The sequence below is a fragment of the Nocardia sp. CA-136227 genome (assembly GCF_050955695.1).
Classification (GTDB): Bacteria; Actinomycetota; Actinomycetes; order Mycobacteriales; family Mycobacteriaceae; genus Nocardia.
Window position 1 is genome coordinate 2,491,511 of record NZ_CP192081.1, and the last position, 26,964, is coordinate 2,518,474.

Sequence of the window (26,964 nt, forward strand, 5' to 3'; positions counted from 1 at the left end):
TCTGCCGTGACCCGGCTCACACTCCTAACTGTGTTAGGAGAAACTACGCGCGATAGGAAAGCCGAACGTCGTGAGGCGACTCGGCGGGAGATTCTCGATGTCGCGTGGTCCGTGGCCCGCGAGCACGGGCTGGCGCAGCTCACGCTGCGGGCCGTGGCCGATCGGGTCGGGATGCGCGCGCCCTCGCTGTACACCCATTTCGCCTCCAAGCACGCCATCTACGACGCCATGTTCGGTGCGGCCTGGCTGGAGTACGAGGAGGTGTCCGGGCGGGAGCTGCGGGACCTGCCGGACTCCCCGCGGGTCCGGGTCCGGGCCATGGCCCGATCGTTCTTCGAGTTCTCGGTGGCGGACCTGGCCCGCTACCAGTTGATGAATCAGCGCACGATCCCCGGCTTCGTTCCCTCCGAGGAGGCGTTCGCGCCCTCGGTGCGGACCGTCCAGCAGGCGATCGACCTGCTCGGCTCGGCCGGGGTCGCGGACCGCGACGACGTGGAGATCCTCTTCGCCATCATCGGTGGCCTGGTGGATCAGCAGCTGGCCAATGATCCCGGCGGCGACACCCGTCGCCGCCTGCTGGATCGGGCCGTGGAGATGTGGGCCGACGGCGTGGGCCTGCCGCCGGACTCCGAAACATCGGGGCCCGAACCGCATTAGGGGAAGCCATGAGTGACAACCAGACCACAGTGCGCGGCGCCATCGAGACGCCGCTCCAGCCCGGAATCGCCCGCCCCGACGCCCTGCGCCTGGCGGCCGACGAATACGCCCGCGTCGCCGACGCGGTAGCCGCCCTCGCCCCCGGCGACTGGGAACGACCCACCGAATGCACGGAATGGACCGTGCACCAACTCGTCTCGCACGTGGTGGGCATGGCCACGATGGCCTCCTCACCCTTCGAGAGCCGCCGCCAGATGCGCATCGCGGAGAAGCGGCCCGGAGGGGAGGCCGAGATGGTCGACGCGCTCACCGCCCTCCAGGTCCGCGAATTCGGCAGGCACACACCGGCCGAACTGGTGGCCGACCTCTACCGGATCGGCCCGAAGGCCGCCAAGGGCCGCCGCCGCACCCCCGGATTCCTGCGCCGCCGCGCCATGGCGGGCTCGGAACTGGTCAACGGCCAGCGCGAACGGTGGACCCTCGGCTACCTCATCGACGTCGTCCTCACCCGCGACCCGTGGATGCACCGCATCGACCTCAGCCGCGCCACCGGCCGCCCCCTCGCCCTCACCGCCGACCACGACGGCCGCATCATCGACGATGTGGTCCGCGAATGGGCCGCCCGCCACGACAAGCCCTACCGCCTCACCCTCACCGGCCCCGCCGGCGGCACCTGGACCTCCCCGGACCCCGACGGCGAAGCCTTCGAACTCGACGCCATCGAATTCTGCCGAGCCCTCTGCGGCCGAGGCTCCACGCCCGCCCCGTTCGACACCCAGGTTCCGTTCTGACCGTTCGGCAGTGGGATTCAGCCTCGCCGGACTCCACTGTCGAGGAACCGATCCCACTGCTCCCCGGAGAACACCGCCCGTATCGAGCGGGAACGCGACCAGCTCCGTCGCCAATCCTCACTGGTTCGCCGGCCTGACCGCCGCGTCGTCGGCGACTCCGCGGTGTCAGCGGCCGTGTCAGTCCGCCATCAGCACCCTGTCAGCAGCCCCGGACAAAGTACTCCCATCGAACAAGACAGCCCCGAACCGCCGACCGGCTCAGGGCCGCAACAACTTCCGAAGGAGCACCTCATGTCCGCCACCACCGCCACCCTCGCCCTGACCGACCAGTCCAAGGCCACCGTCCGCACCGCCGCCTACGGTGCGGTCTCCCTCCTCGCCGCCGCCTCCGACAAGCCCGGCAAGGCCGCCGGCGCCGGCACCGCCGCCCTGCTGTCGGCGACCGGCGAGATCGGCCACGTCCTGAACGCCAAGTCCAAGGACATCCACCTGACCGGCAAGACGGTCGCCGCCCTGGCCGACCACGTCCTGCCCGCCCTGACCGCCGCCGCGACCCTCCTCGACGCCCAGAACCCCGCCGAGGCGACCAACTTCCGCACCACCATCCTGATCGCCGCCGAAGCCGCCGCCGCCACGAGCCGCCCCGGCCAGCCGGTCGTCGCCGAGATGACCCGCAAGATCGCCGCCGCCCTGCACACCGGCAATTGACAACGGCCATTGATGAATTGCCCCTGAATAGCTGTTTCCCTTCCACCCGCCCGATCTCTACCGTTTTCCCTGCGAGTGAACCCCCCAACTCCCGCTCGCACCGCCTCACCCCGAATGAGGCACCCGGGCGCCGCCGACCAACGGGCCCGACCCCCACGGTCGGCGGCACCCACCTGTAGACCCCCACTGCCGCAAGCTGATTGAGCTCGGCGCGCGGACAGCGGCAGTGAGGTAACCGGATCGGCCGGTAATCACCCCGGGCACTGGCCGATTCCCACCTCATTCCCGCCCGTCTGTATGGTTCGGATGATCAACCCGGGAGGACCGACGGCATGGCGCAGATTCACCATCAGATCGACGAAATGACCGATGACTCAGGATTTCTCGGCCTCGTCGACCCTCACGCCTACACCTCGTTCGTCGGCGAGGACTGGACGCTGGAGAGCCTGTTCGAACACATCGAATCAGAGCTTCCCCAACAGTCCATCCTGCTCTGGGGAACCGGCGGCGAGGAGCAATGGCGAATCGACCTCTCCGACTCCCCGGTAGACCCCCACCTCCCGATCATCAGGCAAACCACCGGCCCCATCACCGTGACCGGCGGCGAACTGATCGTCGTCAACCTCGACACCGTCACCATGGCCGCCCAGTACGCCGACTCCTCCGTAGCCGACGACAAGGAAATCTACGGCTCCAGCATCGAACTCCCCAACGGCGACTACACCTGCACCATCACCCAACTCACCGACCCCGAAGAAGACCGCACCCACGACGGCCCCGACTTCCACCTCCACCTACACGCCGGCCGAACCTCCCCCTGGTCAGAGATCGCCTGGTCCGAACTCTGACCCCTGACCCGGCGCACCGGAATCGATTGCCCGACTATGTGGTCGGCGTTCCGGCAGGTGCCCTGAGGTCCGGGAGCTCTGCGTAGTCGGGCAGTTCGATGCCGTTGATCGCGCGGTCGATCAGCTCGAGGTCCCACTCGGGCTCGGCGCTCGGCTCGGAGTCGGGCGCGGGGGTTGCGAGGCTGTGCGCGTGCAGTCGCCCGATTTCCTGGTTGGCCTCGACGAACGAACGCATGCGGGCCTCGTACGCGGTGAACCCGGCCTCGGGATCCCATCCGGCGGCGGCCAGCTCGCCGGCCAGCAGGTAGGCGCCGACCAGGGCCAGGCCGGTGCCCTGCCCGGACATTGGCGAGGAGCTGAACGCCGCGTCGCCGAGCAGGCCGACGCGTCCGGTCGACCAGCGGTCCATGATCACTTGGGCGACCTGGTCGAGATAGAAGTCCGGGGTGTCGTCGAGGTGCGCGAGGATGCGCGGGGTCAGCCAGCCCATGCCGGACATTCGGTCGCGCAACAGGCGTTTCTGGGCGTCGATGTCGCGGTAGTCGACGTCGAAATCGGCTGCGGTGAAGGAGAATATGGCCATCGCGCGGGTGGCGTCCTGGATGGGTCGCAGGCCCGCGGAACGCCCGGGCTCCTGGCAGTCGAGCAGCCAGCGATCCAGCTCGAATTCGTTCGGGACGCTGTAGAACGCCAGCGCCAGCCCGAGATGACGGACGAAGCGTTCATGCGGCCCGAAGGCCATCTCCCGCAATGACGAATGCAGTCCGTCCGCCCCGATCACCAGGTCGAACCGCCGCCGGTCGCCGCTCTCGAAGGTCACGTCGACCCCGTCCGCGTCCTGGGTGAATGCGGCGATCCGGTCGCCGAAGATGTACTCGACACCGTCGCGGGTGTCGTCGTGGAGCACCTGCGACAGGTCCCCGCGCAGGATCTCGATGTCCGCGATGTACCCGTCGCCGTCGTTGTCCTCCGCGCGAAAGGTCTCCAGCACTGTCCCGTTCGCGTCGACGGTGTACGCGCCCGCGGTCTCGGTGCGTGCCGCACGCACTTCCGCGTCCAGCCCCATGCGCCGGATGACCTCCTTGGCCACCCCGCGCGCGTCCACCGCCTGCCCGCCCGGTCGCAGCCCCGGTGCCCGCTCCACCACCGTCACCGCCGCGCCCCGCCGATGCAACCAATGAGCCAACGCGGGTCCCGCGATACTCGCCCCCGCCACCAACACCGTCGTACCGCTCACTGCGCCTCCCGCTCGCTCGGCCGGACCACTGCCCGGATCGATTGCTTCTGCCCCGGCCCACCGCTGTTCGGTGTGCCCAGAGGTGTCGACGACGTATCCCTCTGGAATTCATCGGTCCAGCGGAGATCGTGTCCACTCTGCCGGCCCATCGCAACGACACTCACCGCAACAGTGGTGAAGGCGGCGCCGCACCACAACGCTGTGGTCGGGTGATCAGTGCGGTCGACGAGCAGACCGGCAGCGGCAGCGCCGAGAACGGCGCCGATGTTGAAGGCGGTGGTCGCCAGTGCGCCGGCGATCCGCGGAGCCACCGGCGTGGCAGTCTGCACGATCGTCGCGATCAGCGTCGAACCGATACCGAACGCGACCGCACCCGCCACCATCGACATGACCAGCACCCCGATCAGCGTCTGCGCGGTCATCGCGGCCAGCAGCCAGACTCCGACGAGGACGACCGTTCCGACAAGGATGATCCGCTGCTGATGACGGTCGCTGTAGCGACCGGTGACCATCACTCCGAGAAACGAGCCGACACCGAACAAGGCCAGCACCACCGGAACCCACCGATCACCACCGGCGATGCCGGTCGTGATGGTGCCCAGATAGGTGAACCCGGCGAAGGTCGCAGCATTGACCAGGACACCAGCCGCGACGGCGATCAGAACCGGCCGCTGCCGCACCACCAGCCATTCGCGTCGCATCGACCGTGCCCGCCCGTCCAGCGTATCGCCGTCGTGCGCGTCACCGAGCATCATCCACACCGGCGCCAGCGCTGCCGCGCTGATGACGGCAACGGCCCAGAACGCCGAACGCCAACCCCAGACCTGCCCCAGCAACGCGCCTGCGGGAACACCGGCGATGCAGGCCACCGTCACCCCGGACACGACCACCGAACTCGCGCGCCCCAGCACCGCCGGACTCACCAACCGCGGCAACGCGGCCAGCACGATCGCCAAGAACCCGGCATTGGCGATCGCCGCGACAACGCGCGTCACCAGCAGCACCGAGAACCCGGGCGCCGCGGCGCCGACGACATGCGCAGCGCAGAACAACCCCAAAAACGCTGTCACCGAATACCGGACGGGGAATCGGCCTGCCAGCATCACCATCACCGGCGCCCCCACCACCATGCCGGCGGCGAATAGCGAGGTCAGCAGGCCGGCCGCACCGAGCGAGACCCCGACATCGGCCGCGATCTGCTCCAGCAGTCCCGACACCATGAACTCGGACGTGCCCTGCGCGAAAACCGCAGCAGCCAGCACAAACACCACAATGGGCATAAGAGGAACTCCCCGGATACAAGGCGCCGCAGTCACATCCACGACACCTGAGATGAATTGCGGAATCAGGCGAACCATCCACCCGACCGCAAGAGATCGACATCATCCGGCGTTGCGAGATGCCCGAAACGCACCGGTCGCTCGGCGACCGGTGGGGACCACGCTCACAACGCCGCCCAGCCCACAGGCCGAGCGGCTACCGTTTGGACGCCTCCGGAGAACTCACCCCGCCACCCTAACAACCCACCCGACCCGCAATACCTAAGGGACCGGGATCATTTCCGGATGCAGCAGGGTGGCCGGGGCCTTGCCGAGGTCGTCGAAACGGCCGAATGTCTTGTCGAAGAACGTGCGCAGGGAGCCGCGCTGCAGATCGAGCGAGTCCCGCGGGTCGATGGTGCCGACGATCTTGGCGGCGAAATCGGCGGGCACGATGCGCGCGGCGGCCAGGACGGGAACGATCAGCTGGTTGTCGCAGAACGAGTGATGTTGCGACCCGTCGAGCCGGAATTCCAGTTTCGGTCCGTGATCGGCGGTCCAGAACTGCTGCCAGCTGGGGTCCTGGGCGCGGCCGCGATCGGTACCGCCGATCAGCATGAACGGGCGGTCCAATCCGTCGGTGAGCACCGAACCCAGCAGCGTGCCATCCAGATCCACTCCCGCCGCGACCCGCCGATCGTCGTGCATCACCTGGGCGGCGGTGGCACCGCCGAGCGAATGCCCGAACATCGCGATCTTCGACATGTCGAGTATTCCGGCGAGATTCACCGGCAGCGGATGCCCGTCGGCGTCCGGGTCGGCGCCGGCGCCGATGTCGGCCAGCCGGTCGAGGACGAATCGCGTATCGGCGACGCGGACCCGCATCGCCAGCTCGGCTTGCGCCTTGATCTCGTCGATATCGGTGGTCTGCGGCAGCAGGCTCTTCTCGAGCCGTCCGCCGGGGAATTCGGTCGCCAGCGACTCGTGGGTGTGGCTCATGGCGACCACGACGAATCCGTGGCTGGCGAGATCCTCGGCCTGCGCGGTATTGGCCTCGCGCAGCATCCCCATGCCGGGGGAGAACAACACGATCGGCCGCCGCCCGCCGGCGATATCCGCGCCCGCGTCGACCCGGCCGTGGCTGGGCGCCCATGTCCACGACCCCGTGATCGGCGCGCCGATCTGAATCATGCCGTCGGTATAGGCGCGGGCAACCTGTTCGGAAACCCAGGGCCGCAACGGCATTGCGGACCGATCGGCGGTCGGGTACCAGATGCTGACCATCAGTTCGCGGGTCAGGTCCGGGACATACGGATCCTGGCGGGCTGGATCGACCAGATGCAGATCCACCACGCCGACGGCGTCGTCGCCGGTCGGCTCGGGGAGGGCGGCGACCACGGCTTCCGGTTGCGACGGCACCGGTTCGGCGGGGGCCACTACGTCAACCGCGGCCAACGCCAGCAGCGGAATCAACAGGCCACGAAATACCCGGCCCAACAAGACAATTCCCTCCGCAGTCTCGGCGATGCTCGCCTCGGATCGGCTCAGCCTAACTCGAGTTCCCGCGCCTCCCGCTCGGCGACTGTCCAGGTGTCGAGCGTGGTGCGAACCGTCGACAAGCGAACCCCAAGGTTTCGTTAACGCGGTCCTCGCAGAGTGGTCTTGTCGGACTACGAGGGGAGACCACAATGAAGGCACTCGCGAGTACAGCCGTCATCGGCGGAGTCATCGCGGCGGCGGTCATCGGATCGGCCGGATTCGCGTCCGCCACGGCGACGCCGGTGGTGAACACCTGGTGTCCGCGCAGCGAGCTGATGCATCCGACGTGGGATGTGAACACCGGGGAACCGGTCATCTGCGTCAATACCGGGGTCACCGGGTACATGTGGGTTCCCGACGCGACTCGCTGATTCTCGATCACTGCTCCGGATTCCCGTGGTGACCTGCCAGCGCTTCGAGCACCGCGTGGACGCGCTGGTCGAGCGGGCAGGTCAGCTCGAGAATGGGCACATCGTGGAGCAATTCCATGGTGTCGGCGTAAACCAGTTCCAGCAGAGCATCATTCACGCTCCGGCGGAGCCGGGTCAGCTCCGGTGTGGGCAGCACACGCTCGGTCTCCGCGGTGATCGGAACGATCACCAGCAAATCCAGGGAGGCCAGCACGGTCCGTATCGCGGATTCGTCGATCCCGGCTTCCGGATCGACGCCGGTGGCCGCCAGGTAGGCGAGGAAGTCGAGCGGTGTCCTGTCGAATACCGCCGCGGGTGCTCGATCACCGAGCAGGCGTATCGCGTAGCGCAACTGCGCCCGATAGTCCTCGGCCGCGGGTGGATACGCGAATTCGTATCCTTCCTCTTCGAGCCATACGTACGGTTCCTCGACCGCCGTGTGCCCGGGTTCCAGTCGCGCACACAGCTCTTCGACCAAGGTCGTCTTGCCGGTCCCATGTGGTCCGGAAACCCCGATGCGCAACTCCGCCCCTTCCTCTTCCTGATCACTACTATGCGTCTTCCGAGGAATCGTGCGGAGACGGGGCGCGGGGTGTCGGCTCCGCACATGTCTCGGCGACGCCGACGCGAGTTGATCGCCATCACATCTCGCGTCGAAATCACCTGACCGGACCGGATGGTCTGAGAAGGTCACCACATGAAGATCGGTGTCGCACTTCCGCAGATGGCTCCCGGCTACGGACCGGGCACGACGCTCGACTGGGCTCGGCGCATCGACGCGGGCCCGTTTTCGAGCGTCTCGGTGGGCGAGCGGGTGACGTTCTCGAACCCCGAGATGGTCGCGACGCTGGGCGCCTGCGCGGCGGTGACGGAGCGGGTGCAGGTCTTGGCGAACCTCTTTGTGCTTCCGCAGCACCCGACGGCGATGGTCGCCCAGCAGATCGGCACCCTCGACCAGCTCTCGAACGGCCGCCTCGAGGTGGCCGTCGGCGTCGGCGGTCGTGAACACGACTACCGCGCTCTCGGCGCCGACTTCAAGGGCCGGCACCAGCAGCTCGACGACAAGGTCGCCGAGCTGAAGTCACTGCTCGCCGGCGAGCCGCCGTTCGAGGGCGCCGACCCGGTCGGCCCGGCATGCGTGCAGCCGGGCGGACCGATCATCCTCGCCGGCGCGATAGGCCCGAAGGCGATGCGCCGGGCGGCGCGATGGGCCGACGGCGTCTCCGGCTTCAGCATCTCGGGCAACGCCGAGGAAATCGCCAACGCGACCGAACTAGCCGACCGCTGCTGGGCCGAAGCCGGTCGTACCACCACCCCACGCAAGGTCAGCGGCTGCTTCACCGCCCTCGGCGTCCCCGACGCACCGGAGGCGCTGCGCTCCTTCACCGCCCGCTACCTCGGCTTTCTCGGACCCCAGCTGTCCGAGGCGATCGCCACCTCGGCCCGGGCATCGAGCCCCGAGGTTCTCGCCGACATCCTCGACGGCGCGGAGCGGGCAGGCTGCGACGAGTTCATCCTGGTCCCGGCAGTCACCGACTTGAAGTTTCTCGAGGTGGCGACCGAGGTGGTGGAAGCACGTCTTTGACGCTCGAGTAACAGAACCTCGCGAAACCGGGGTGTGGACCAGGCGAATTCGGGGTGTGGTTCCGGGTGTTACCGGATAGGCGTGGGTGGGCCTGTTCTCTAGCGTCGGATCAGTCATATCCGAACGATCTTGGTCGTGTGGCTGAGGAGAACACGTGCGTGAAAAAGCAATCCGGCGCTCCCCGGTGGTCGTGCTCGCATCTTTGTTCGCCGTGACACTGCTGGCCACGGTCGGCTGCGGCAATCACACGGCGGAACCGGACGCCATCGCCGAGCCGTCGGCGCCGGTCTCCGAGGCGCTCAACAATCTCGTCCGTTCCGGTATGCCTGGCGCGCAGGCGGTCATCAGTGGGCCGGATGGACAGCGCGCCGTCACCGCAGGCGCCGGTGACCTCGGCACCGGAGCACCTTACGCCGACCGTGCACATTTCCGAATCGGCAGTGTCACCAAGACTTTCGTCGCCACCGTGGTGCTGCAACTCGCCGAGATGGGCACGGTCGAACTCGACACCCCGATCGAACGGTACCTGCCGGGTGTGGTGCAAGGTGCCGGCAACGACGGCAACCGGATCACGGTGCGCCAACTGCTTCAGCACACCAGTGGCCTTGGGGACTTCGCCCCCGAGGACGCCGCCCACAAATTGCCTCAGCAACTCGATCAGACATCCGACGGCATGGCCTACCGCGACTTGGCCGCTGCCGACCTGGTACGGATTGCGATGACCATGCCACCGCAGTTCGAGCCAGGAGCGCAATTTCAGTACACCAACACCAACTACGTGTTGCTGGGCATGATGATCGAACGCCTGACCGGTCAACGGCTCGCCGCCGAGATCGACGCGCGCATCCTGAAACCGCTGGCCCTGCACGACACCTATTTCCCCGTGGCAGGCGAGACCGGCCTGCGCGATCCACACCCACTCGGCTACCACAATGTCGATGGCAAGTGGGTCGACGCCACCACGATGGAAGCCGCATGGGCAGGCGCCGCCGGCGCGATGATCTCCACCGGCGCCGACCTGAACCAGTTCATCACCGCACTGACAACCGGAAAACTGTTTCCCACAAGACAACTCGCGCAAATGCAAACCGCCATGCCCATGGCACCCGGCGCCGAGATGAACTACGGCCTGGGCCTGATCCGATTCCAAGTGCCTTGCGGTCGACAACAGAAGGAAGTCTGGGGCCACTCCGGCGGCATTCCCGGCTTCAGCACCCTGACCATCGCCACGCCCGCGGGAACCGCCGCAACCGTCAGCGTCAACACCGAACAGACCAACGACCAGTTCTCCACCGCACTGACCGCCATCATCTGCGCACTCGCATGACCCAACCACCCGGGCCTCGCCCCCTTGGCGGGCCGAGATCATCTCGGTCCGTGAACTTTCCGCACCCCGCTGTGGCCGTTTCCAACCGCGCTCAATGCGGCATTATCGTGCGTTCTTGGAGCGTGTCTCCGATCTTCGAACTAGGAGGCACCGACGATGAGCATGTCCATCCACTGGCAGCTGGAAGACTTCGGATGGGCGAATGTTCGCGTGTCCGACGAGAACATCGAGGCAACCGCGGTCGCCTCCTACGTCACTGGTGCGCCGCAATACCTCCTGCGAGCAGCCACCGACATCGTGCGTGGCGTTCCCGAGGCCCGCGCCGAGTTCGAGGCCGAGCCGACCGTCTACCGGTGGCTGTTTCGTCGCCAGGGCAATGAGATCGACATCCGGCTGCTCGAAGTGGACAACTACGATCTGCCCGACTCGTCAGGAATCCAACGCTGGCGCAGCTGTCAAACCGTCTGGGCGCTCGCCGCCTCGGTGTGCATCTGCTTCCGCGACGTCCTGCGACACTACGGTTTTCAGGGATACCTGGACCAATGGGGTCGTCCCTTCCCCCGGAATGAACTCGAGGCTCTGATCAGCGCAACCCGTCAGCTGGCGCAGCCCTCTGCCGATTCCGATTAACTTCGCGCTGAAGTCGCCATCGCCACGTGTTCCCCTGTCCTGTGTGTCGAGCCCGCCGTTCTGATAAGACCACGCTCAGTCGGTTCGGTCAGCGCGCCATGCGGCATGAGCGGATGCTCCCAGTCGTACGTGTGTCACCAACTGGAAGCTGTGATGATTGATAATCAGTCTGTGGGAGCGGAGCTGATTGGTTTGGCAGTAGCAGGCGTTGGAGTTGTTGGGACGCTGGGTGCGACAGTGGCCGCGCAGTGGGCGGGGTTTCGTGGCAAACGCCTTGATGCTGAGATTCAACGAGATCAGCACGCTGAACAACGGCTTCAGTCAAGGATGGAGCAGCAGCACGAGCAGAAGCAATCTGCGTACTCAGCCTTCAACACCGCGGCCCGGAGTTATCGAATGTACCTGCACCACTGTGTGATAGAGCTGGAGCGCGGTGGGCAACCTGATCGTGACGGGCTCGAAGCCGCCCGCGAAAGCTACCGCGAGATCTATGCCCAAGCGCAAATGGTCATCCCGGACCGGGTGCTTGAGGTTTCCGCCGAGCTTGACAGGTGTTTGGCCAATACATATCGGGTCATTCACAACACGGTTGATCGAACAGAAGCCGAGCGCCTGGACAAGTTGCATCGATGGTTGGATGGCCCTGTCCTAGAAGCGGTGTGGTTGCTCCGTCAAGTCCTCAGGGAGGATCTAGGCGTCACGTCGGAATCACCGGATCTGCACGTGAAGGTAGCCGCGTTGGCATCCGCCCGGGCCGAGCAATTCGATACCGGAGCTGGAGGTCCAATCTGCCGGTTGCAGCGCAATATTGGTACGTAGTGACCGCACTGGCCGCTCATCGGCTACTTAAGACTGGTGTCAGGACTTGATCTCGGCCAGGATCTGGTCCAGGTGCCCGGTGAGAAGCTCCCTAATCGGCTGCCCACCTGCAGTATTGGTGTGGCTCTCTCATGGCGTGCCTCTCGCCGGGCACCGCGCGAGGAGTGGCTGGAAAGGGGTCTGCCCGAGCTCGAAGTAGCGTTGCCCTCCCTCGCCGATAACCCCGTAGACCAGGGAGGACACCGATGGCAGTCATCATCGGCATGGATCCACACAAACGCTCGGCCACCATCGAAGTCATCGACCACACCGGCAAGATCCGAGCCGTCGGAAGATACGGCACCGACAAGGCCGGATACGCCGAAATGCTCACCACTGGCAGGAAATTCGGAAACCGGGTGTGGGCGGTGGAAGGCTGCAACGGTATCGGCCGCCATATCGCCCACCGTCTGGTCCACGACGGAGAAACCGTACTCGACGTGCCAGCGAAACTCTCCGCCCAGATCCGAGTATTCGCCACAGGCAACGGCCGCAAAACCGACCCCGTCGACGCCCACTCGGTCGCGATGGCCGCACTGCACTCACCGAACCTGCGCCGGGTCGAACCCGACCCAGACCTGCTCCTTCTGAGCATGCTCGCTGACCGCCGCGACGAACTCGGACGCGCCCGCACCGAAACCATCAACCGCCTGCACCGGTTCCTGCTCGAACTGTTCCCCGGAGGCGCCGAAAGATACTTGTCCGCAACGAAGGCGCGCGCGTTGATCACGACGATCAAACCACGCGATCCGCTCGGCAAAGCCCGACGCCGGCTGACCGTCGAGCTGATCGCTGATCTCGACACCATCGACCGAAAGATCAAAGCCGCCGACAAAGAGTTGCGCCAACTCATCGTCGACCGCGGCTCGATATTGATGGACTTGGTCGGCATCGGACCATCCAGCGCCGCAAGGCTTCTCGCCGACACCGGCGATATTCACCGCTTCGCCAACCGGGACAGGTTCGCCTCCTGGAACGGCACCGCACCCCTGGACGCCTCCTCCGGCGAGCAGCAGCGGCATCGACTCTCCCGCGCCGGGAACCGGCGCATCAACCGTGTCCTGCACATCATGGCAGTGGTCCAGCTACGCAATCCGACCCGAGGCCGCCTCTACTTCGACACCCGCAAAGCCGCTGGGAAGACCTCGATGGAATCGATGCGCTCACTGAAACGTCGGCTTTCCAACGTCGTCTACGCCCGCATGCTCGCCGACGAACGACAACGCGAAAAGGCAAGCCCGGGAGGGCACTCGGGAACGACTCTGCAATCCAGCGCGACCGGCCTGACCCCGCACACCGATCCTTCGGAAAAGCCACTTCCCGGACCTGCCACCAACAAGGTTAACCCCGCACCCGCAGCAACGCCTTGACATAAAGGGGAGCCATGAGGGTGCGTTCGGCCGGCCCCCGACTCGGCCTGTCCGAGCCGCCCGTAAGCGGCAGAACCGGACGGCTTACGCAACCGTTTCGCGCTCGGCGAGGAAGGTATCGAGCAGGTCGAATAGAACGGCCAGGACGTGCGCTTCCTGTTCCGGGGTTCGCTTGATGCCAAATTCTTTGTCCGGCAGCGCAATATTCTCGATGAGGGCCCACCAGGCAAGGCTGCTCTTGCGGCGCACATGGTTGGTGAGTAGCCACTCGCGGAAGCCGTCCAGGCCTTGTCCGCCGTGGTGGCGGGCAGCGTAGTCGAATCCGTTGAGGAAGCTCACTACACCGCGTACGGATTCGTAGCCGATGTACATGCCGGGTCGTTTAGCGAACAGTTGGAGGTACTCACGTTCGCTGAGTTCGTTCACATCCGTGATTTCGCGCCCGTTCACCATTAACCGATGTGTGGGCCCGTAGGAACCAGGCTCGCCTTCTTCCAGCATGCGGACACTTCACCACGGCGGCACGTGACCGGCCAGCCGTACCACGACCTCCAGCAGACAAGCCGTCGTCGGATCCGGCTCCGTGGCTGGTACAAAGCGGTTTGTGCTCTCATGGCGGATCATGTGCGGGTGGATTTGGATGAAGTCGGTCGCCGCAGCGAAGCACTCGCCGCGCGGCTCGGGGTGCCGGCGCCGGACGTCGAGTCGGGCAACTTGCCGGAGTGGTGCCTGAGTGGTTTGCGCCTGCGCCGAAAGAACCGGCATGTCGTGGTCGTGGTCGGCAATGCGTTCGAAGGGCTATCAGCGGTCGAACAGGAGGGTGCGCTTGCCTATATGGTCGCGGCTTCCGGTGGCTATGCGGGTGCACCGGCCAACCGCGATAGCGCTGGATGGAAACGAATCTCGCAAATCGTTGGATTCGTGCTCGGGGTGGCTGTGCCACTGACGATTTTTTCACTGCGGTGGGCTCGTCAGCGGCGCTGGGGTCCGCCGTGGTGATGGTGCTGTCGATGTTCGCCCTCCTGGCGGTGGTCGTGTCGTGGACTCGGCGAATGATCTATCGGACGGATCATCTGGTGACCAAGGTGATGGGTCGGCCGGTCATGGAGATGCTCTTGGCCCGGGAACGCGGCGGACCGCGCCCTCCGCTGCTTCGAAGCCTGTATGTCCGAGCCGCTGTCCCGAGCTATCGGCGGCGCGTGGAACGCTTGAATGTCGCGAATGTTCCAGAGCCACGGTAGATCTCGACGCGGAGGGTCGATACTGGCCGGTCTCGTCAGTGCGGGAAACGGCAAGAGTGGATGATGTCCTCGGCGGGTGAAGGTTTCGATCCGGTTTAGCATTCGTGCGTGCGTAGAGAATGGGACGAGGCAGACCTGATCGCGGACGGCTTCGAGCGTGTGTACACCGAATCAGAACGGTATGACTGGCCGCGAGCCGGGTTAGCCGATGTCGGCGGTCAGCCACACTATTACAACGGCTGGGCCTTCGACCACGCTGACGACATGTACGAGTACTACGTCTGGCCCGCTAGCGAAGAAGCGGTGGCCTGGGAGCGTGAGTCGTGGGCAATCTACATCGCCTGGGAACTGCGCCGCGAGGCTGGCAAGGCGGGGGACGACAGCCATCCGGGTCTCGGTGGCATCAACACCCGCTACGACGAATTGGCCAATCTGGTCGCTCCGCACCGTCAAGTTCCAGAGAAGAAGCGAAAGCTTCTGGCCGAACGCAGATTCGACAACGGCGACGGCTTTCGAGCCGCTGATACCGGTATGTGGTTCCGATGGCATTCAGATGAGGGCACCGACGCACACGAGTGAGTGTCGCCGGTGACTACCGCCTGCCGATCTCGATCTGCATGACCTCATCGGCAGCACTGCAGGATTCACCGCGATCGCCTCGGACGTGAACGTCGACACCGCCGGATGTCGTATCTCGATCATGGCCGATCGCCCCTACTCGACCGACACCAACTGAACCAGACTCGCTGTGCTCAACGCACTCAATTCGGTGCGGACACAGAATGGCCCTGAGAATGCCCAGGGGCCGTTGATCTTCAGTCGGGTCGCGCTGGCTGCCGTGAAGCGCGCGGGATGCGCCGATGAGTGCGTGCCAGGGCTGGGAAACTGGACGGGGTGCGGTCTTTGCCAGGCATGATCCTGGGCGTGCAGTTTTCAGCGAATACACCCCCACCGGCTGGATGGCCTTCTTCACCGGAACCGACACCCGGATGGCTCGCCAGCGGACAGTCGACGGATGGGATTCAGTCACAGGAACCGCGCTGGTGGTCGACCCGGAAACAGGTGTGCGACGGCCGGTTACGGACTATTCCGACTTCTCGCACCTGGAAAAGGCCAGCCAAGTGGTCACCGCGTTCCCAGGGGGCGGGTGGCACGCCTGTCAGCGGGGACACGGGCCTCAGGACCCGGACTCAGCGCCCGAGTTGGTGGTGGCGTGGTTGGTGACGTCGGCGGGCAAACTCGTCCCGATCACCGTGGACGACGACGGGTGGATAGGGGCAGACCAAGACATGAATCGGTTCCTACCGCCGAATCCCTAGGTACACTCAATTCGGCAGAAGCGGACGTTCTGCGGCGTAAAGGGTTCCAGCTGCCCGCGGGACCACCACCGCGGCCCCGGACCGCGCGGGTAGCGGCAGTACAGCGCATTCCCGAACGCCAGCGGTGTTCCGAGGCTGTCGGTATGTGAGTGCAGACTTCTCCGCGTGAGTTATGACCTCGACATCTGGGAAGCCGACCGGACACGCAGCGATGCTGACCATTGGTACGAACTGGATCGAATCAATGAAGACCAGAGCGAACGAATTCTCAAGGGAGCGAAGCCCTACCCCCTTCCCCCAAGCTCGAAGATCTCGGACTTCACACAAGCCCTGCTACGGCGTTGGCCTGAGGACGAGGAAGATAGTCCTTGGTCATGTGGTGGGGCGGGTGATGCAGACGGCTCGTTCGTTTGCGTTCGTATCCAGTGGGGTCGAGAAGACGAGGTTTCCGCCTTCGTAGCTGGCCTGGCGAAGGTTTACGGCCTGGTCTGTCACGACCGCCAGACAGGCCGCTTTCGCCCCTAGGTGCGAGTGGAGCATCATCACCTTCAAGGTCGGGAATCGACGCACCGCGAGGCACGATCATCGGCAGTAGCCGACGTTCTGCACCGCACCAGGTTCCGACCGCCGGTGCCCGCGCTGGCCGGTTCGGTCAGCGCGGTATGCGGCAGTTGAGTGTGTTCACCAAGTCGCGCTCGCGAGGCTGACTGTGGTGGTGTGGAGGTGGCCCGAAGGAGACATCGTATGACCGCACGCTTGAAGTTGGTGGCAATCACCCTCGACTGCGAGGACCCCGGTGCGCTGGCTGAGTTCTACCGGCAAGTGACAGGTTCCGAGCTTCATCCCAAGTCCCACAACGATTTTGCCGGTCTGATCGGTGTGGGAGGGCTGTTCATGGGATTCCAACGAGTCGACGGGTATCGACGACCACAATGGCCCGATCAGACTGTGCCCCAACAGATTCATCTCGACTTCGAGGTCGAGGATCTCGATCAGATGGAAGCAATACTGCTGCGCTTGGGCGCAACCAGGCCAGAACATCAGCCAGCGGGCGAAAGAGCCCGGGTCCTCATCGATCCTGCCGGACATCCGTTCTGCCTGACCCTAAATTGAACATCGTCGACGAGTGCGAACGAGAACCGCTCAGCACAGATCCTCAACTCGGCAGTAGCGGACGTTCTTCGCCGCACCAGGTTCCGGATGCCGACGCCCCGCGCTGGCCGGTTCGGTCAGCGCGGTATGCGGCAGAGTAGTGCGCTCTGTGAGTAGCTGCTGCACGATGGGCGGATGGAGTTTCAGCTCGCGGTGTCGGCTCCGCCCGACAGCCACCGGTTCACCATCGTGATCGAGCCGGAGGCAATGCAATACGAGTTCCCAGGTGAAGGCAAGGTCGTCCTCGCCTTCCGCGGACCTGATGCGATGCTGGCCGAACTCAGCCACTACCCGGATACAGTGGTCATCTGGCGCCCGGCAGACACTCAGGTCTGGGCCACCACCGCCGATGGGAAATCCGAGCATATCGCTGGGTTCGCAGACAATCCGGCACCTGGCCTCGACACCGGCGGAAAGCCATTGGATCGCCCACTACGCCAGTCACTCGAAGCAATCTTCTACAGCCAGCCCCCAGACCACGATCCCTCACACTGACCGACAGAATGTCCATCGCAAACGACACCGTTCACCAGCCCACGCGGCCCGACCGCGGGTCGCGGCATGAGCGGAAGCTCGACGTTCCCCGCCGAGCCGTGTTGTGTATGAGTTGACATGTGAAAGCAGATATCGATGGGGCAGCTCGCATCGCCCGCATCGCAAGCGAATTCGGCTGGACATGGACCGATCGGGACGTGGCTCGCTTCTGCGAAGCCACGCAGTGGAGCATCGTGGACGGAGTGCGGGGTAGCGGTCCTACCCTCCAGACCAACCTCGACGTTCATCAGCCGCGGTGTCACGTTGTCTTCACCAGGCGGTTCATGGACCGGCAGGCCGGAGGTGGCGGGGGCATCGACGAGATGAGGATCTACGTCGCCGATTCCGGACAGACGAAGCCCACGAAAGCACAGTCCGCAGCGCTTCACCACCAACTCCGAGAACGTCTGGCCAAGGAGTTGGGACCGGTATCTGAGTACGTCTTCGGTGAGGATCTGGACAACGACTACTGGCGATTCCCCAAAGTGGTCATCACGGTTGCCCCGCACGACGATTTCATCCAGCTGGATCTGGTCAACCCGAGATATCAACGGTGCCTGGACGAAGAGGGCGCTCGCGACTTCATGTACGACGGGGACGAAGAGGAAGACGACGAGGACGAGGACTAGGTTCAGCGTGCTGCGAGGTTCCTGGCAGGGCCCGCTCGACACACTGCAGTCGGCATGAGCAGACACCGCCGACGGTCCCGAGCGGCGTCGGCGCTGGCAGGTTCGGTCAGCGCGGGAAGCGGCAGATGAGTGCGTTGTCAGCCGTGGCAATAGACCTGGACAAGCACTGTGTCTTCGGGCAACGCCGCTAGATAGTCCTTGTTGCCACCAGGTGGTACCGGGCAGTCGGGCTCGTCTTCGTAGGACGTGTTTTCGTCCCAGTCCCTGTGCGCCCAGACGCCACTCTCCTCGACCCACCAACCGTCGAGAGTGAGTACATCGGACCAGGCGAGAGTTTTTCTGGCGAGGTCCAGCGATCCCTTTGGCCCTCCCGCACACTCGCCTCTGTTGGTAGGCAACACTTCGCCTCTGTAGTTGGGGGTGTCGTGAATCAACCGGGGGTCGTCCTCGAAGCCCGGTCGTACAAAGAACCCGGCGCCTTCGCCACCGCCGCGAATCCGCCAGGTATCCCACATACTTCGCTCGGCGGGCTGTTCATACATCTCGAAGGGAGCGAGGGCTCGAGTGAGCGCCGTCTGCACGTCATCGATCGCATCCGGTGGCAAGCACACGACCACCCAGATATGCGCCAAAATCCCTCCCTCGCAAGACCGAGCGCCCACGCTACCGCCCAGAGTCAGCAGACGCAGCTTGATTTCTGACCGGGTCGTAACGGCCCGGCCATCGGATGCGCGGGCATCCGGCTTCCGCCAGATGGCCTGGCCCATTGACCTTCCGTGGTGCGGTGCTGGCCGATATGGCCAGCGCGGCATGCGGAATGAGCGGATGCCTGATCCGCACCGGTTCAGTCGAGCACTACCAGCACGCATTCGTCCAGGTCGGCTGCGAGTCGATACAACTGTGCATACTGAGCCAGCAGATCGAGCAGGTGATCGCGATCCCACGGACCTTTGTAGACGCCAGAGGCTTTCATGGCTTCGGCGTCGAAGAGCCGTGCAGCGCTCTCCAGGCTGCTCTCGATGTGTTCGGCCACGGTCCGTGCTGTGGGCGGCCGGACAAACCGGAGTGGAAACCCTTGCGTTGCAGTCGCGCCCGAGGCGAAGGGCTCAGCTCCAAACACTGCGATCTCGGCCAATCCGGTCGGGTCTTGCTCTTCCTGGTTCCGGCGGTTGGGCGCGAGCAACCAATACACCGCGTCCCATCCCCGCGTGGAGAGTTTCCGGTCCAGAATGCCGGGCCGCTCGGCCAGGATCTGACGAGCGACCGGCGCCAGCTCGAGGCAGATCGGTTCATCCGAATAGTTCGAAATGTCGTCGGTGGCCAAGGTGCCGAAGAACTGGATAGCGCCCTCTGCGGCATCGCGATCCTGCATGGCGCGCTCCAGCAGTGGGTCGTATGGGATTGCCTGGTACCAAGCATCGAGGGCCATCTCGAGATCGTAGTTTTCGCTGTCACAGCGGCTCGGCACAGCCTCCCAGAATCGGCAGTTCAGTGCGTTTACCGGCGGGCGCCGCGGCAGTCTCAAGCTGAGCGGTCAGCGGCAAGACAGGATACGAGACTCCATCACATTGGGGCCGATCGACCTCAGCTGTTCGGCGGACGTCATCGATGACTGGTGGCCAGCTTCAAGCCGAAGCCGAGCAGAATTGCTCCTGTAACCGTGTCCATCCCACGTCGTACGGTCTCTCGGCTCAGCCAAGTCTTCGCCGCGCCCGCAGCGCTGATAAGGACCGTGAACCACGCGATCCCCTCCACGTTGTGCACCAGCGCAAGGGCGCAGCCCATCACCAAATGCGGCATCCCTTCCGGCAGGAACTGAGGCAGCATCGCGGCATAGAACACGCCGACCTTCGGGTTGAGCAAATTCGTGCCCATCCCGCGGACCCACGCACCGACCACACTTCGCGGTGAAAAATCGACTGCGGCTTGGGACCTCGCTGAGGGGCTCGACAGACCCTCTCTGATCATGGCGATACCCATCCATGCCAGATAGACCGCTCCCGCGGTCCGCAGCGCCGTGTAGGCCAGCTCCGATGCCGCCAGCAGCGTCGAGACGCCTGCGGCGGCGGCCAGGCCCCACACCAGTGTGCCGCAACCGATACCGACGGCAGAGGCGAACGCGTAGCGGCGACCATGGCTCACCGCGGCCCGTAGTACGAGTGCGGTATCAAGTCCAGGAACGAGCGTGAGCAGACCGGCCACCACAGCGAAGGACAGCAACGAGTGGACCACTGCCACAGCGTATCCGGCGTTCGCCTTGAAACCGCTGCGGTCCAGTCGCTCATCGGCAGGAGTGGACGTTCTGCACCGCACCAGGTTCTGCACGCCGACGCGGCAGATTAGTGCGTTTCGCAGATCGTGATCTGAGCTCTCGACTCGCACACCGGCATCCAGATCCGGCCGACAGATCGTCGAACTCGCGTCGCGCTGTCACGCGACTAGGTTCGACGAGGTGGAGATCGTCACCGAATCAGCCCCGTACCCGATGCCATGTATCAACTGCGACTCACTGACAGAGTCCACACTCACCGAGGCGCTGGTAGGCGAAGACCACCGGTGGGATATCGACGGGCAATGCTCGACGTGTGGCGCGGTCTGGGCGGACTGCGGTTATCCGCAACCACTCTCGGGCTTTCGTGATGCCATCTTGGCCGCGAACAGAACTACTGTCCTCGAACTCGGATCGGTCGATGTGCCGGCAGCCACGCTAATGCGAGTGCTACGCCTGACTGGGCCTCTGTCGCTGGCACAGGCCAAAGCCTTGGCCGAGGAGCTACGCGCGACCGGCCTCGAAGGCACGCGTGTCGAGATGGAGATCATCGGGCGCCGGCTCCGTGTAATGGGCGTGCCCGCGAGACTTCAACCTGGTCGACCGTAGCTGCCGGAGCCCGCGAGTGAGGTCGCGTTGGAATCGCCAGATCAGTGCTTTCGGTCGGGCACCGCGGCCGTCCCAAACCGAGCGATCAGCGGCATGAGCGTACTCAGCTGAGTACAGCCCAAACTTGTTCTGGCCGTGGGTTTCCTGACCACTTCGGCGCGGGTATCAGCGCCACAGATTCATCAGACACTGATAGCCCTGTTCGGTCCACACCAGAAAATCTCCGTTGGCCGCCGCGAGCCCCTCCTCGATCAGAAACCGGTGATCGAGATTCCCCCAATCGGCCACTACCCTGGCTCGCCCGTTGTTACAGAGTCTCCAGCAGATCGATAGCGCTGCGATGCGCGTCGGCCCATTCATATTTGTCCATGCGCTCCATCTAATCTCGCCGATTCGGCTCGGGTCATCCGTCACCCCTTGCTTGCACTCAACAGGTTCCGGCCCGCGGCGCGCTGCGCTGGCTGGTTCGGTCGGCGCGGTATGCGGCAGATCAGTGCGTTCACAGGCTCGAGTGGAAGGATCCTCGTATGGGCAAGCACTTTGAAACATCGGCGGTGCCGCGGTGACCACGGTTCTCACCTACAGCGAGGTCGGAGCCACCCGGCCCGCGGATTCCCGATGGAAACAAGCGCCATCGGGCTTCCGGTCTTACGCCCGCACGGTGGAGATCGGGCACGGAACTGATTTCTGGGACCAGGTGTCGGCAGAGGTCATACGCTGGGGCGTCAAGCGGCGCAGCGGCTTTCGGGTCAACCCCGACACCGGTGCTGTCGAGGGCGCCAACTATAGGATCTCGGCCGGTTTCGGACCTGTGCTGGTGCATGAACCCGTACGGGTGGTGCAAGTGGTCGACCTACCCGACCGGCGCGGATTCGCCTACGGCACCCTGCACGGACATCCGGTTTCCGGCGAGGAGGCGTTCATCGTCCACCGCGACCGCGATGGCACGGTCTACCTCACCCTGCGATCGCTGACGCGCGCCGCGCCTACCGGACCGTGGAGATGGGGATTCCCCATCCTGCTTCTCGCGCAACGCGTTTACCGACGCCGCTACCTGCGGGTTTTGAAGGCCGCCTGACGCCATACGGCCAGGCCTGCAAATCATCCTGGACTCTGCAGGTATGTGCACTCGCCGGCCGCGCTTGCCGCTGGTGCCGAAGGCTCGAGTCGCGGCAGTATCGGATGATCAAGCGGACAGAACGTTTATGACAGGTTCGGCAGGGAGCCGCTCACCGAACCAGCATCCCCCTCACCACAACATGTGGCCGATAGTGTTTCCACCGCCCGGAATTCGCGTTTGGAGTAGACGTTTCTCGGTTCGGGCGACGGTTGTGGCACGCCCGGGTCGCGGCATTACAGTGCGTTCTTTCGGTGGGCCCCGCTTCGCGCCAGCAACGGCCATGTCGGAGGTTTCGACTAGGTTCAGCTCACTGATGATTGATCGTGATGGCGGGGAGGGAGTTCGGCGTGGGTTGGAAGGTGAACGGGCTGATCGTTGAGGGGCCAGTGGATGCTGCTCGACTTCCAGGTCGACCGCGCGACACAGGACAGACCCTCGACATCGATGCCGTTTACGAACACCCCTGCGATTATGGCATCGCCGTAGTCGGCGGGTGGACCTTTGTCGCCGACCCCGAGTTTCGGGTGAGCTTCAACGATGATGCGGTGCTTCAGGTTTCGCCCAAGGGGCGAGCTCTGGCATGGGTGACCAACAGCGTTTCCACGCTGCACGGCTTCGCGTGGTACGTCGACGGAGCCCCGATTCGTCGTGTCGTCTATGCGGAGGGCGAAGTCGTCGATGAGAGTGGGGAGCAGCTTCGCGAGGAAGCCTTGGCACCGGAACCTCTGAGTGAGGACTATGTCTTCGAGATGATCGAGAGGCTGACTGGAGAAGGCTGGGGCGGCGGCGCCGACGCTATGTATCGCGTCTGGACTTGCACCGAACGAGTCACCGCGGAGAACTGAGGTCGCTCCCAGACCCTCCCTTCTGCTGTTGACTCGCTCATCGGCAGAAGCGAACGTTCTGCACAGCACCGGGTCCCGGCCGCCGGCGCCCCGCGCTGGCCGATTCGCTCAGCGCGACATGCGGCAAAGTAGTGCGTTTCCCGCGTAGCGGCGAGGCGCTGTATGCGGATTTAGGGTCGATCGCCGTGACTGTTCCGGCGAGGCGCTGCGGCATGCGGATTCTGTTGCGACGCAGGGCATTCAAGGTGCAAAAGCGCATCATATTGTAACGTGTTCTAGTATCTCTGTATCGTAGCGATACAGAACATGTCAGGGGGCGTGCGGGATGGCGAATGCCGTTGAGTTGGCAACTGGATTCTTCGAATCGATCGATGGTGGGTTCGCCGCACTCGAAGCTGCGCGAGGACCGTGGAGACCCGACTCGATCGGCGGCCAGGCCCTGACCGCGCTCGCAGCTCGGGAACTGGAACAACACTGTCCGATCGAGTCAGCTGGATGCCGCCTAACCCTCGACTTCGTCCGACCCACCACCTTCGACGCGATCCAAGCCCGGACTGAACTCATCCGATCGAGCGCAAGACTGACGCTCCTGCATCTGGACTTGATCCAGTCCGATCACGTCGTCGTCAGAGCCTCGGCGCTATTCGTGCGCCCGTTGGAGGCGGACCAGGCCGAAGGCGATGCCTGGACACCCACCCCGGACTTCTCCCATCCTGGCATCGTTGTGGATCCGGCGGTGCCAACCACACCGGCCTCGATGATCAGCAGCGCGGGATACCCCAACGACTGGTCGGCTGATTTCGCCGACCACCGAAACAACGCCCGCAAACGGATGTGGACCACGACGATGATCCCCGCCATCGCAGGCGAGAAATCCACTCCCTTCACCCGCGTTGCCACTCTGGCCGAGGCCACGAGTTTCGTCACCAACTGGAGCGAGGCCGGCGTGCCCTTCATCAACGCCGACGTCACCCTGAACCTTCACCGGATGCCTGAATCCGATGGTCTAGGTCTGGAATCAAACGGTCAGCACGCCGCTGCCGGTGTCGCAGTCGGTTCCGCCACTGTCTATGACGAATTCGGCGTCCTCGGAGTCACCTCCGTCACCGCAGTGGCCAACACGCACCGGCAGGTTCACTTCTAGACCCAGCACGAGATGCGCTGGAGTCACGCTCATCGGTACGGGCTCAGGCGGTCATCGCAACACCAGGTTCCGGCCGCCGGCACCCCGCGCTGGCCGGTTCGGTCAGCGCGGTATGCGGCTACTTAAGACTGGTGTGAGGGTCGGGTCCCGGCCAGGATCTGATCCAGGTGCCCGGTGAGATGCTCCTCAATGCGGCTGCCCGCCAGCGTGATCGGTGTGGCTCTCTCATGGCTGCCTCTCACCGGGTGCCGTGCGGGAGTGGCTGGAAAAGGGGTTTGCTCGGCTCGAAGTAGCGGTGCCCTCCTCGCACGGACACCACACACTCTGCGAGGCAGGAAGGAACACCGATGACCGTCATCATCGGGATGGATCCGCACAAACGCTCGGCCACCATCGAAATCATCGACCACACCGCGCGGATCCTGGCCGCCGGCCGATTCACCACCGACACGGCCGGATACTCCGAAATGCGCGCCAGGGCCGAGCAATTCGGTGAACGGATCTGGGCCGTCGAGGACTGCAACGGCGTCGGCCGCCACCTGGCGCACCGCCTGGTCCACGACGGCGAAACCGTTATCGACGTGCCGGCGAAACTCTCGGCACAGATCAGGGTCTTCGCCACCGGCAACGGCCGCAAAACCGACCCCGTCGACGCTCATTCGGTCGCCCTGGCAGCACTACACGCACCGAACCTGCGCCGCGTCACCGCCGATCCGGAAATCGTGGCATTGGGCATGCTCGCCGACCGCCGCGACGGACTCGGGCGCGCCCGCACCGAAACACTCAACCGACTGCACCGGCTGCTACTGGAACTCATCCCCGGCGGCGCCAAGAAGTTTCTGTCCGCTTCGCAGGCCCGCGACCTGACCAGCTCCTTGCGCCCCAGCGATCCCGTCGGCCGAGTTCAACTGCGGCTCAGCATCGAACTGATCGAAGAACTCGAAACCATCGACCGCAAGATCAAGGCCGCGGACAAAGAACTTCGACAACTGGTCACCGAGCATGGCTCGACCTTGATGGACCTCCATGGCATCGGACCATCCAGCGCAGCAAGGCTTTTGGCTGACACCGGTGATATTCATCGGTTCGCGACCAAGGACCGGTTCGCGTCCTGGAACGGCACCGCACCATTGGATGCTTCCTCCGGAGATCAGCAACGTCATCGGCTTTCCCGCGCTGGCAACCGCAAGATCAACCGAGTGCTGCACATCATGGCAGTGGTCCAGCTACGCAACCACACCGCGGGCCGGACCTATTACGACGCCCGCAAAGCGGGCGGCAAGACCTCGATGGAAGCCATGCGCGCACTCAAACGCAGACTCTCCAACGTCGTCTACACCCGAATGCTCACCGATCAACGGCGAACCGAACTAGCGGGCCCGGGAGGGCAACCGGGAACGACTACTCATACCAGCGCGACCGGCTCCAACCCGCACACCGATCCTTCGGACAAGCCACAGCCCGGACCCACCACACAGGCTAACCCCGCAGCCACATCAACGGCTTGACATAAAGGGGAGCCATGAGCGATTATTCGTGCTCTGCAGCCTGATGACGCCTCGATCTCATCGACATGGCTTGCGCCAGGTCTCACCGGCCTGGTGGCTCAGCGTTATTCCAAGGGGCGATGCGGCGGCTAAGCGCCGAACTTCGTCCATTGCCCTTCGGAAACCACCTCCACCGAGCCGTCGACGACCTTGATCGCCGTCTGTTCGTCGATGGCGTAGGCGGGTACGCCGATGTCGGCCGCCCAGCGCTGTGCGTCAGCGAGGGTGTTCCCCGGGAAAGCATCCAGGTGCGGAAAGATCGAGAAGTCAACGACTCCCAGGGTGCGGTCATCCGGCGCGGAAGGCCACTCGACGAAGGCGGTTCCGATTCGCGGTGTCAGCACCATGCTTCCGGCACTGACTCCCACCCATACCGTGTCGGGCAGCGACGGCAGCAGATCGGCCAGTCCGGACTCCCGCATCCAGTGGCACAGGTACGTCGCGTCGCCGCCGTCGACCAGGAGCACGTCGGCCTCCCGGACCCAGGGAACCCATCGCTGCGCGCCGATGGTGGGCAGTGCGGAAAGCTCCAGGACGCCGAGCGATGCCCAACCCAGGCCGGTGAGGTGCTGCCATCTGGGCTCTGCGGCAACGAATCCCCGCACCGATGTCGGAGTGCACCCCGGGTGACCCCACTGTGCTGTCGGGACGCACAAGGCGTGGCATTGGGAGATCGGCTTACCGAGGAGCTGCACGAGTTCGGATTGGATGCTCGGGTTCGTGACGCCACCTGACGTGAGCAGGAGCTTCACACGTGCCTCCAGATTCGTGCGCGGAAGGTGGATGTGCCTGAAGACCAGGACCGATCCGGGGCTCATCGTAATTCGCGCGTCTGTTCGGAGGTTCCTCAGGTTATTCGGTGGCGGCCGGGTCGGCTTGTGCGTCGTTGACGGTGTTGGCGTAGTCGATCTCGGCCATATGATCCTCCGCCCAGGTGCGCAACGCCGCCAACGGAATCTCCAGGGAAAAGCCCAATTCGGTGAGCCGATAGTGCACGCGCGGTGGCACTGTCGGCTCGACTCGACGGATGACCAGACCGTCCCGGACCAGGTTGTGCAGGGTCACCGACATCATCTTCTGGGATACACCGGGCATCCGCCGCCGCAGGTCGGCGAACCGCACCTCGCCCGGGGCGGCCTGCGCGAGGACCTTGACCGCCATCGACATCCATTTAGTTCCGATGCGGTCCAGCAATTGACGTGTCGGGCATTGGGAATCGAACAGATCACCGCGATCCGGCGCGTTCGCATGCACTGATCGAGTAGTCACCTGGACCTCACCACCTGTAGTCGAAGTGCCTTCTTGGCAGGGCAACTGAGGTTACCTACCGTTTTCT

General features: G+C 64.6%; 31 protein-coding genes. 20 read left to right on the forward strand and 11 right to left on the reverse strand.

Translation table 11 applies throughout. The annotated features are described in order from the left end of the window. The first annotated feature begins 30 nt into the window (after nucleotides 1–30). The 4 genes from ACQP06_RS11235 to ACQP06_RS11250 all read left to right on the forward strand — a co-directional run bounded on the left by ACQP06_RS11235 (nucleotide 31) and on the right by ACQP06_RS11250 (nucleotide 3,004). Entirely contained in the window at nucleotides 31–657 is a 627-nt protein-coding gene (locus ACQP06_RS11235; RefSeq protein WP_433672154.1) for a TetR/AcrR family transcriptional regulator, read from the forward strand. Between the two features lie 8 nt (nucleotides 658–665). Further along, nucleotides 666–1,448: a maleylpyruvate isomerase family mycothiol-dependent enzyme gene (locus ACQP06_RS11240; RefSeq protein WP_433672155.1), complete on the forward strand. Its 783-nt coding sequence runs from the start codon at nucleotides 666–668 to the stop codon at nucleotides 1,446–1,448. 291 nt (nucleotides 1,449–1,739) lie between these two features. Continuing rightward, entirely contained in the window at nucleotides 1,740–2,156 is a 417-nt protein-coding gene (locus ACQP06_RS11245) for a hypothetical protein (protein ID WP_433672156.1), read from the forward strand. Nucleotides 2,157–2,488: 332 nt separating this feature from the next. Next, nucleotides 2,489–3,004: a hypothetical protein gene (locus ACQP06_RS11250; protein WP_433672157.1), complete on the forward strand. Its 516-nt coding sequence runs from the start codon at nucleotides 2,489–2,491 to the stop codon at nucleotides 3,002–3,004. Between the two features lie 34 nt (nucleotides 3,005–3,038). Here the strand turns inward: ACQP06_RS11250 and ACQP06_RS11255 are convergent, their stop codons facing one another. The 3 genes from ACQP06_RS11255 to ACQP06_RS11265 form a co-directional block, all read right to left on the reverse strand. After that, complete coding sequence (locus tag ACQP06_RS11255; protein ID WP_433672158.1) at nucleotides 3,039–4,241, reverse strand: FAD-dependent monooxygenase; 1,203 nt, start codon at nucleotides 4,239–4,241, stop codon at nucleotides 3,039–3,041. Beyond that, the gene (locus tag ACQP06_RS11260; RefSeq protein WP_433672159.1) at nucleotides 4,238–5,521 is read right to left on the reverse strand and encodes a Cmx/CmrA family chloramphenicol efflux MFS transporter; all 1,284 of its coding nucleotides are present in this window, start codon (nucleotides 5,519–5,521) and stop codon (nucleotides 4,238–4,240) included. The genes ACQP06_RS11255 and ACQP06_RS11260 overlap by 4 nt, the downstream gene beginning before the upstream one ends. 261 nt (nucleotides 5,522–5,782) lie before the next feature. Then, entirely contained in the window at nucleotides 5,783–7,000 is a 1,218-nt protein-coding gene (locus ACQP06_RS11265; RefSeq protein WP_433672160.1) for an alpha/beta hydrolase family protein, read from the reverse strand. 188 nt (nucleotides 7,001–7,188) lie between these two features. On the opposite strand from ACQP06_RS11265, the gene ACQP06_RS11270 reads away from it, so the two are divergent. Further along, nucleotides 7,189–7,410, forward strand: a complete 222-nt coding sequence (locus ACQP06_RS11270) for a hypothetical protein (protein ID WP_433672161.1) — start codon at nucleotides 7,189–7,191, stop codon at nucleotides 7,408–7,410. Nucleotides 7,411–7,417: 7 nt separating this feature from the next. Here the strand turns inward: ACQP06_RS11270 and ACQP06_RS11275 are convergent, their stop codons facing one another. Beyond that, on the reverse strand, nucleotides 7,418–7,972 hold the full coding sequence (locus tag ACQP06_RS11275) for an AAA family ATPase (RefSeq protein ID WP_433672162.1): 555 nt from the start codon (nucleotides 7,970–7,972) through the stop codon (nucleotides 7,418–7,420). A gap of 174 nt (nucleotides 7,973–8,146) precedes the next feature. On the opposite strand from ACQP06_RS11275, the gene ACQP06_RS11280 reads away from it, so the two are divergent. From ACQP06_RS11280 to ACQP06_RS11300, 5 genes are all read left to right on the forward strand, one after another. Then, nucleotides 8,147–9,034 (forward strand): LLM class flavin-dependent oxidoreductase, encoded by an 888-nt coding sequence (locus tag ACQP06_RS11280; RefSeq protein WP_433672163.1) that lies wholly within the window; start codon nucleotides 8,147–8,149, stop codon nucleotides 9,032–9,034. 154 nt (nucleotides 9,035–9,188) lie between these two features. After that, entirely contained in the window at nucleotides 9,189–10,361 is a 1,173-nt protein-coding gene (locus ACQP06_RS11285) for a serine hydrolase domain-containing protein (RefSeq protein ID WP_433672164.1), read from the forward strand. A gap of 156 nt (nucleotides 10,362–10,517) precedes the next feature. Next, on the forward strand, nucleotides 10,518–10,991 hold the full coding sequence (locus ACQP06_RS11290; RefSeq protein ID WP_433672165.1) for a hypothetical protein: 474 nt from the start codon (nucleotides 10,518–10,520) through the stop codon (nucleotides 10,989–10,991). 153 nt (nucleotides 10,992–11,144) lie between these two features. Then, nucleotides 11,145–11,810, forward strand: a complete 666-nt coding sequence (locus ACQP06_RS11295) for a hypothetical protein (protein ID WP_433672166.1) — start codon at nucleotides 11,145–11,147, stop codon at nucleotides 11,808–11,810. 245 nt (nucleotides 11,811–12,055) lie between these two features. Continuing rightward, complete coding sequence (locus ACQP06_RS11300; protein ID WP_433672167.1) at nucleotides 12,056–13,219, forward strand: IS110 family transposase; 1,164 nt, start codon at nucleotides 12,056–12,058, stop codon at nucleotides 13,217–13,219. Nucleotides 13,220–13,303: 84 nt separating this feature from the next. Here ACQP06_RS11300 and ACQP06_RS11305 read toward each other — a convergent pair whose 3' ends face one another. Then, entirely contained in the window at nucleotides 13,304–13,720 is a 417-nt protein-coding gene (locus ACQP06_RS11305; protein WP_433672168.1) for a hypothetical protein, read from the reverse strand. Nucleotides 13,721–13,849: 129 nt separating this feature from the next. Here ACQP06_RS11305 and ACQP06_RS11310 point away from each other — a divergent pair, with 129 nt between their 5' ends. The 6 genes from ACQP06_RS11310 (at nucleotide 13,850) to ACQP06_RS11335 (ending at nucleotide 18,094) form a co-directional block, all read left to right on the forward strand. Further along, complete coding sequence (locus ACQP06_RS11310) at nucleotides 13,850–14,218, forward strand: hypothetical protein (protein WP_433672169.1); 369 nt, start codon at nucleotides 13,850–13,852, stop codon at nucleotides 14,216–14,218. 350 nt (nucleotides 14,219–14,568) lie between these two features. Continuing rightward, nucleotides 14,569–15,039: a hypothetical protein gene (locus tag ACQP06_RS11315; protein ID WP_433672170.1), complete on the forward strand. Its 471-nt coding sequence runs from the start codon at nucleotides 14,569–14,571 to the stop codon at nucleotides 15,037–15,039. A gap of 905 nt (nucleotides 15,040–15,944) precedes the next feature. After that, on the forward strand, nucleotides 15,945–16,304 hold the full coding sequence (locus ACQP06_RS11320; protein WP_433672171.1) for a hypothetical protein: 360 nt from the start codon (nucleotides 15,945–15,947) through the stop codon (nucleotides 16,302–16,304). Between the two features lie 219 nt (nucleotides 16,305–16,523). Further along, on the forward strand, nucleotides 16,524–16,892 hold the full coding sequence (locus ACQP06_RS11325; RefSeq protein ID WP_433672172.1) for a VOC family protein: 369 nt from the start codon (nucleotides 16,524–16,526) through the stop codon (nucleotides 16,890–16,892). Between the two features lie 174 nt (nucleotides 16,893–17,066). Continuing rightward, the gene (locus ACQP06_RS11330; protein WP_433672173.1) at nucleotides 17,067–17,426 is read left to right on the forward strand and encodes a hypothetical protein; all 360 of its coding nucleotides are present in this window, start codon (nucleotides 17,067–17,069) and stop codon (nucleotides 17,424–17,426) included. A 119-nt stretch (nucleotides 17,427–17,545) separates the two neighbouring features. Beyond that, on the forward strand, nucleotides 17,546–18,094 hold the full coding sequence (locus tag ACQP06_RS11335; RefSeq protein WP_433672174.1) for a DUF6301 family protein: 549 nt from the start codon (nucleotides 17,546–17,548) through the stop codon (nucleotides 18,092–18,094). 137 nt (nucleotides 18,095–18,231) lie between these two features. On the opposite strand, the gene ACQP06_RS11340 is transcribed toward ACQP06_RS11335, so the two are convergent. From ACQP06_RS11340 to ACQP06_RS11355, 4 genes are all read right to left on the reverse strand, one after another. Further along, nucleotides 18,232–18,726, reverse strand: coding sequence for a hypothetical protein (locus tag ACQP06_RS11340; RefSeq protein ID WP_433672175.1), 495 nt, complete (start codon nucleotides 18,724–18,726; stop codon nucleotides 18,232–18,234). 212 nt (nucleotides 18,727–18,938) lie between these two features. Beyond that, entirely contained in the window at nucleotides 18,939–19,523 is a 585-nt protein-coding gene (locus ACQP06_RS11345; protein WP_433672176.1) for a DUF1877 family protein, read from the reverse strand. A 173-nt stretch (nucleotides 19,524–19,696) separates the two neighbouring features. Beyond that, complete coding sequence (locus tag ACQP06_RS11350; RefSeq protein ID WP_433672177.1) at nucleotides 19,697–20,419, reverse strand: LysE family translocator; 723 nt, start codon at nucleotides 20,417–20,419, stop codon at nucleotides 19,697–19,699. Nucleotides 20,420–21,137: 718 nt separating this feature from the next. Further along, nucleotides 21,138–21,542, reverse strand: a complete 405-nt coding sequence (locus tag ACQP06_RS11355) for a hypothetical protein (RefSeq protein WP_433672178.1) — start codon at nucleotides 21,540–21,542, stop codon at nucleotides 21,138–21,140. On the opposite strand from ACQP06_RS11355, the gene ACQP06_RS11360 reads away from it, so the two are divergent. The 4 genes from ACQP06_RS11360 to ACQP06_RS11375 all read left to right on the forward strand — a co-directional run bounded on the left by ACQP06_RS11360 (nucleotide 21,535) and on the right by ACQP06_RS11375 (nucleotide 25,589). Beyond that, on the forward strand, nucleotides 21,535–22,050 hold the full coding sequence (locus ACQP06_RS11360; protein WP_433672179.1) for a DUF1990 family protein: 516 nt from the start codon (nucleotides 21,535–21,537) through the stop codon (nucleotides 22,048–22,050). The two genes, ACQP06_RS11355 and ACQP06_RS11360, sit on opposite strands and share 8 nt — an antisense overlap. A gap of 389 nt (nucleotides 22,051–22,439) precedes the next feature. After that, complete coding sequence (locus ACQP06_RS11365) at nucleotides 22,440–22,937, forward strand: hypothetical protein (RefSeq protein WP_433672180.1); 498 nt, start codon at nucleotides 22,440–22,442, stop codon at nucleotides 22,935–22,937. Between the two features lie 325 nt (nucleotides 22,938–23,262). Then, nucleotides 23,263–24,081, forward strand: a complete 819-nt coding sequence (locus ACQP06_RS11370; RefSeq protein WP_433672181.1) for an acyl-CoA thioesterase domain-containing protein — start codon at nucleotides 23,263–23,265, stop codon at nucleotides 24,079–24,081. A 347-nt stretch (nucleotides 24,082–24,428) separates the two neighbouring features. Then, a complete protein-coding gene (locus ACQP06_RS11375) occupies nucleotides 24,429–25,589 on the forward strand; it encodes an IS110 family transposase (RefSeq protein ID WP_433672182.1) in 1,161 nt (386 codons plus the stop codon). Between the two features lie 128 nt (nucleotides 25,590–25,717). On the opposite strand, the gene ACQP06_RS11380 is transcribed toward ACQP06_RS11375, so the two are convergent. Both ACQP06_RS11380 and ACQP06_RS11385 read right to left on the reverse strand, forming a co-directional pair. After that, a complete protein-coding gene (locus tag ACQP06_RS11380) occupies nucleotides 25,718–26,380 on the reverse strand; it encodes a Type 1 glutamine amidotransferase-like domain-containing protein (protein WP_433672183.1) in 663 nt (220 codons plus the stop codon). Nucleotides 26,381–26,480: 100 nt separating this feature from the next. Further along, nucleotides 26,481–26,882, reverse strand: a complete 402-nt coding sequence (locus ACQP06_RS11385) for a winged helix-turn-helix transcriptional regulator (protein ID WP_433673293.1) — start codon at nucleotides 26,880–26,882, stop codon at nucleotides 26,481–26,483. Between the last annotated feature and the right edge of the window lie 82 nt (nucleotides 26,883–26,964).

Bases quoted from the DNA above. Each gene is read 5' to 3' on its own strand.
- ACQP06_RS11295 (WP_433672166.1), top strand. From the start codon at position 11,145: ATGATTGATAATCAGTCTGTGGGAGCGGAGCTGATTGGTTTGGCAGTA.
- ACQP06_RS11245 (WP_433672156.1), top strand. From the start codon at position 1,740: ATGTCCGCCACCACCGCCACCCTCGCCCTGACCGACCAGTCCAAGGCC.
- ACQP06_RS11325 (WP_433672172.1), top strand. From the start codon at position 16,524: ATGACCGCACGCTTGAAGTTGGTGGCAATCACCCTCGACTGCGAGGAC.
- ACQP06_RS11345 (WP_433672176.1), bottom strand. From the start codon at position 19,523: ATGGCCCTCGATGCTTGGTACCAGGCAATCCCATACGACCCACTGCTG.
- ACQP06_RS11290 (WP_433672165.1), top strand. From the start codon at position 10,518: ATGAGCATGTCCATCCACTGGCAGCTGGAAGACTTCGGATGGGCGAAT.
- ACQP06_RS11370 (WP_433672181.1), top strand. From the start codon at position 23,263: ATGGCGAATGCCGTTGAGTTGGCAACTGGATTCTTCGAATCGATCGAT.
- ACQP06_RS11330 (WP_433672173.1), top strand. From the start codon at position 17,067: ATGGAGTTTCAGCTCGCGGTGTCGGCTCCGCCCGACAGCCACCGGTTC.
- ACQP06_RS11305 (WP_433672168.1), bottom strand. From the start codon at position 13,720: ATGCTGGAAGAAGGCGAGCCTGGTTCCTACGGGCCCACACATCGGTTA.
- ACQP06_RS11375 (WP_433672182.1), top strand. From the start codon at position 24,429: ATGACCGTCATCATCGGGATGGATCCGCACAAACGCTCGGCCACCATC.
- ACQP06_RS11240 (WP_433672155.1), top strand. From the start codon at position 666: ATGAGTGACAACCAGACCACAGTGCGCGGCGCCATCGAGACGCCGCTC.
- ACQP06_RS11260 (WP_433672159.1), bottom strand. From the start codon at position 5,521: ATGCCCATTGTGGTGTTTGTGCTGGCTGCTGCGGTTTTCGCGCAGGGC.
- ACQP06_RS11250 (WP_433672157.1), top strand. From the start codon at position 2,489: ATGGCGCAGATTCACCATCAGATCGACGAAATGACCGATGACTCAGGA.
- ACQP06_RS11270 (WP_433672161.1), top strand. From the start codon at position 7,189: ATGAAGGCACTCGCGAGTACAGCCGTCATCGGCGGAGTCATCGCGGCG.
- ACQP06_RS11300 (WP_433672167.1), top strand. From the start codon at position 12,056: ATGGCAGTCATCATCGGCATGGATCCACACAAACGCTCGGCCACCATC.
- ACQP06_RS11280 (WP_433672163.1), top strand. From the start codon at position 8,147: ATGAAGATCGGTGTCGCACTTCCGCAGATGGCTCCCGGCTACGGACCG.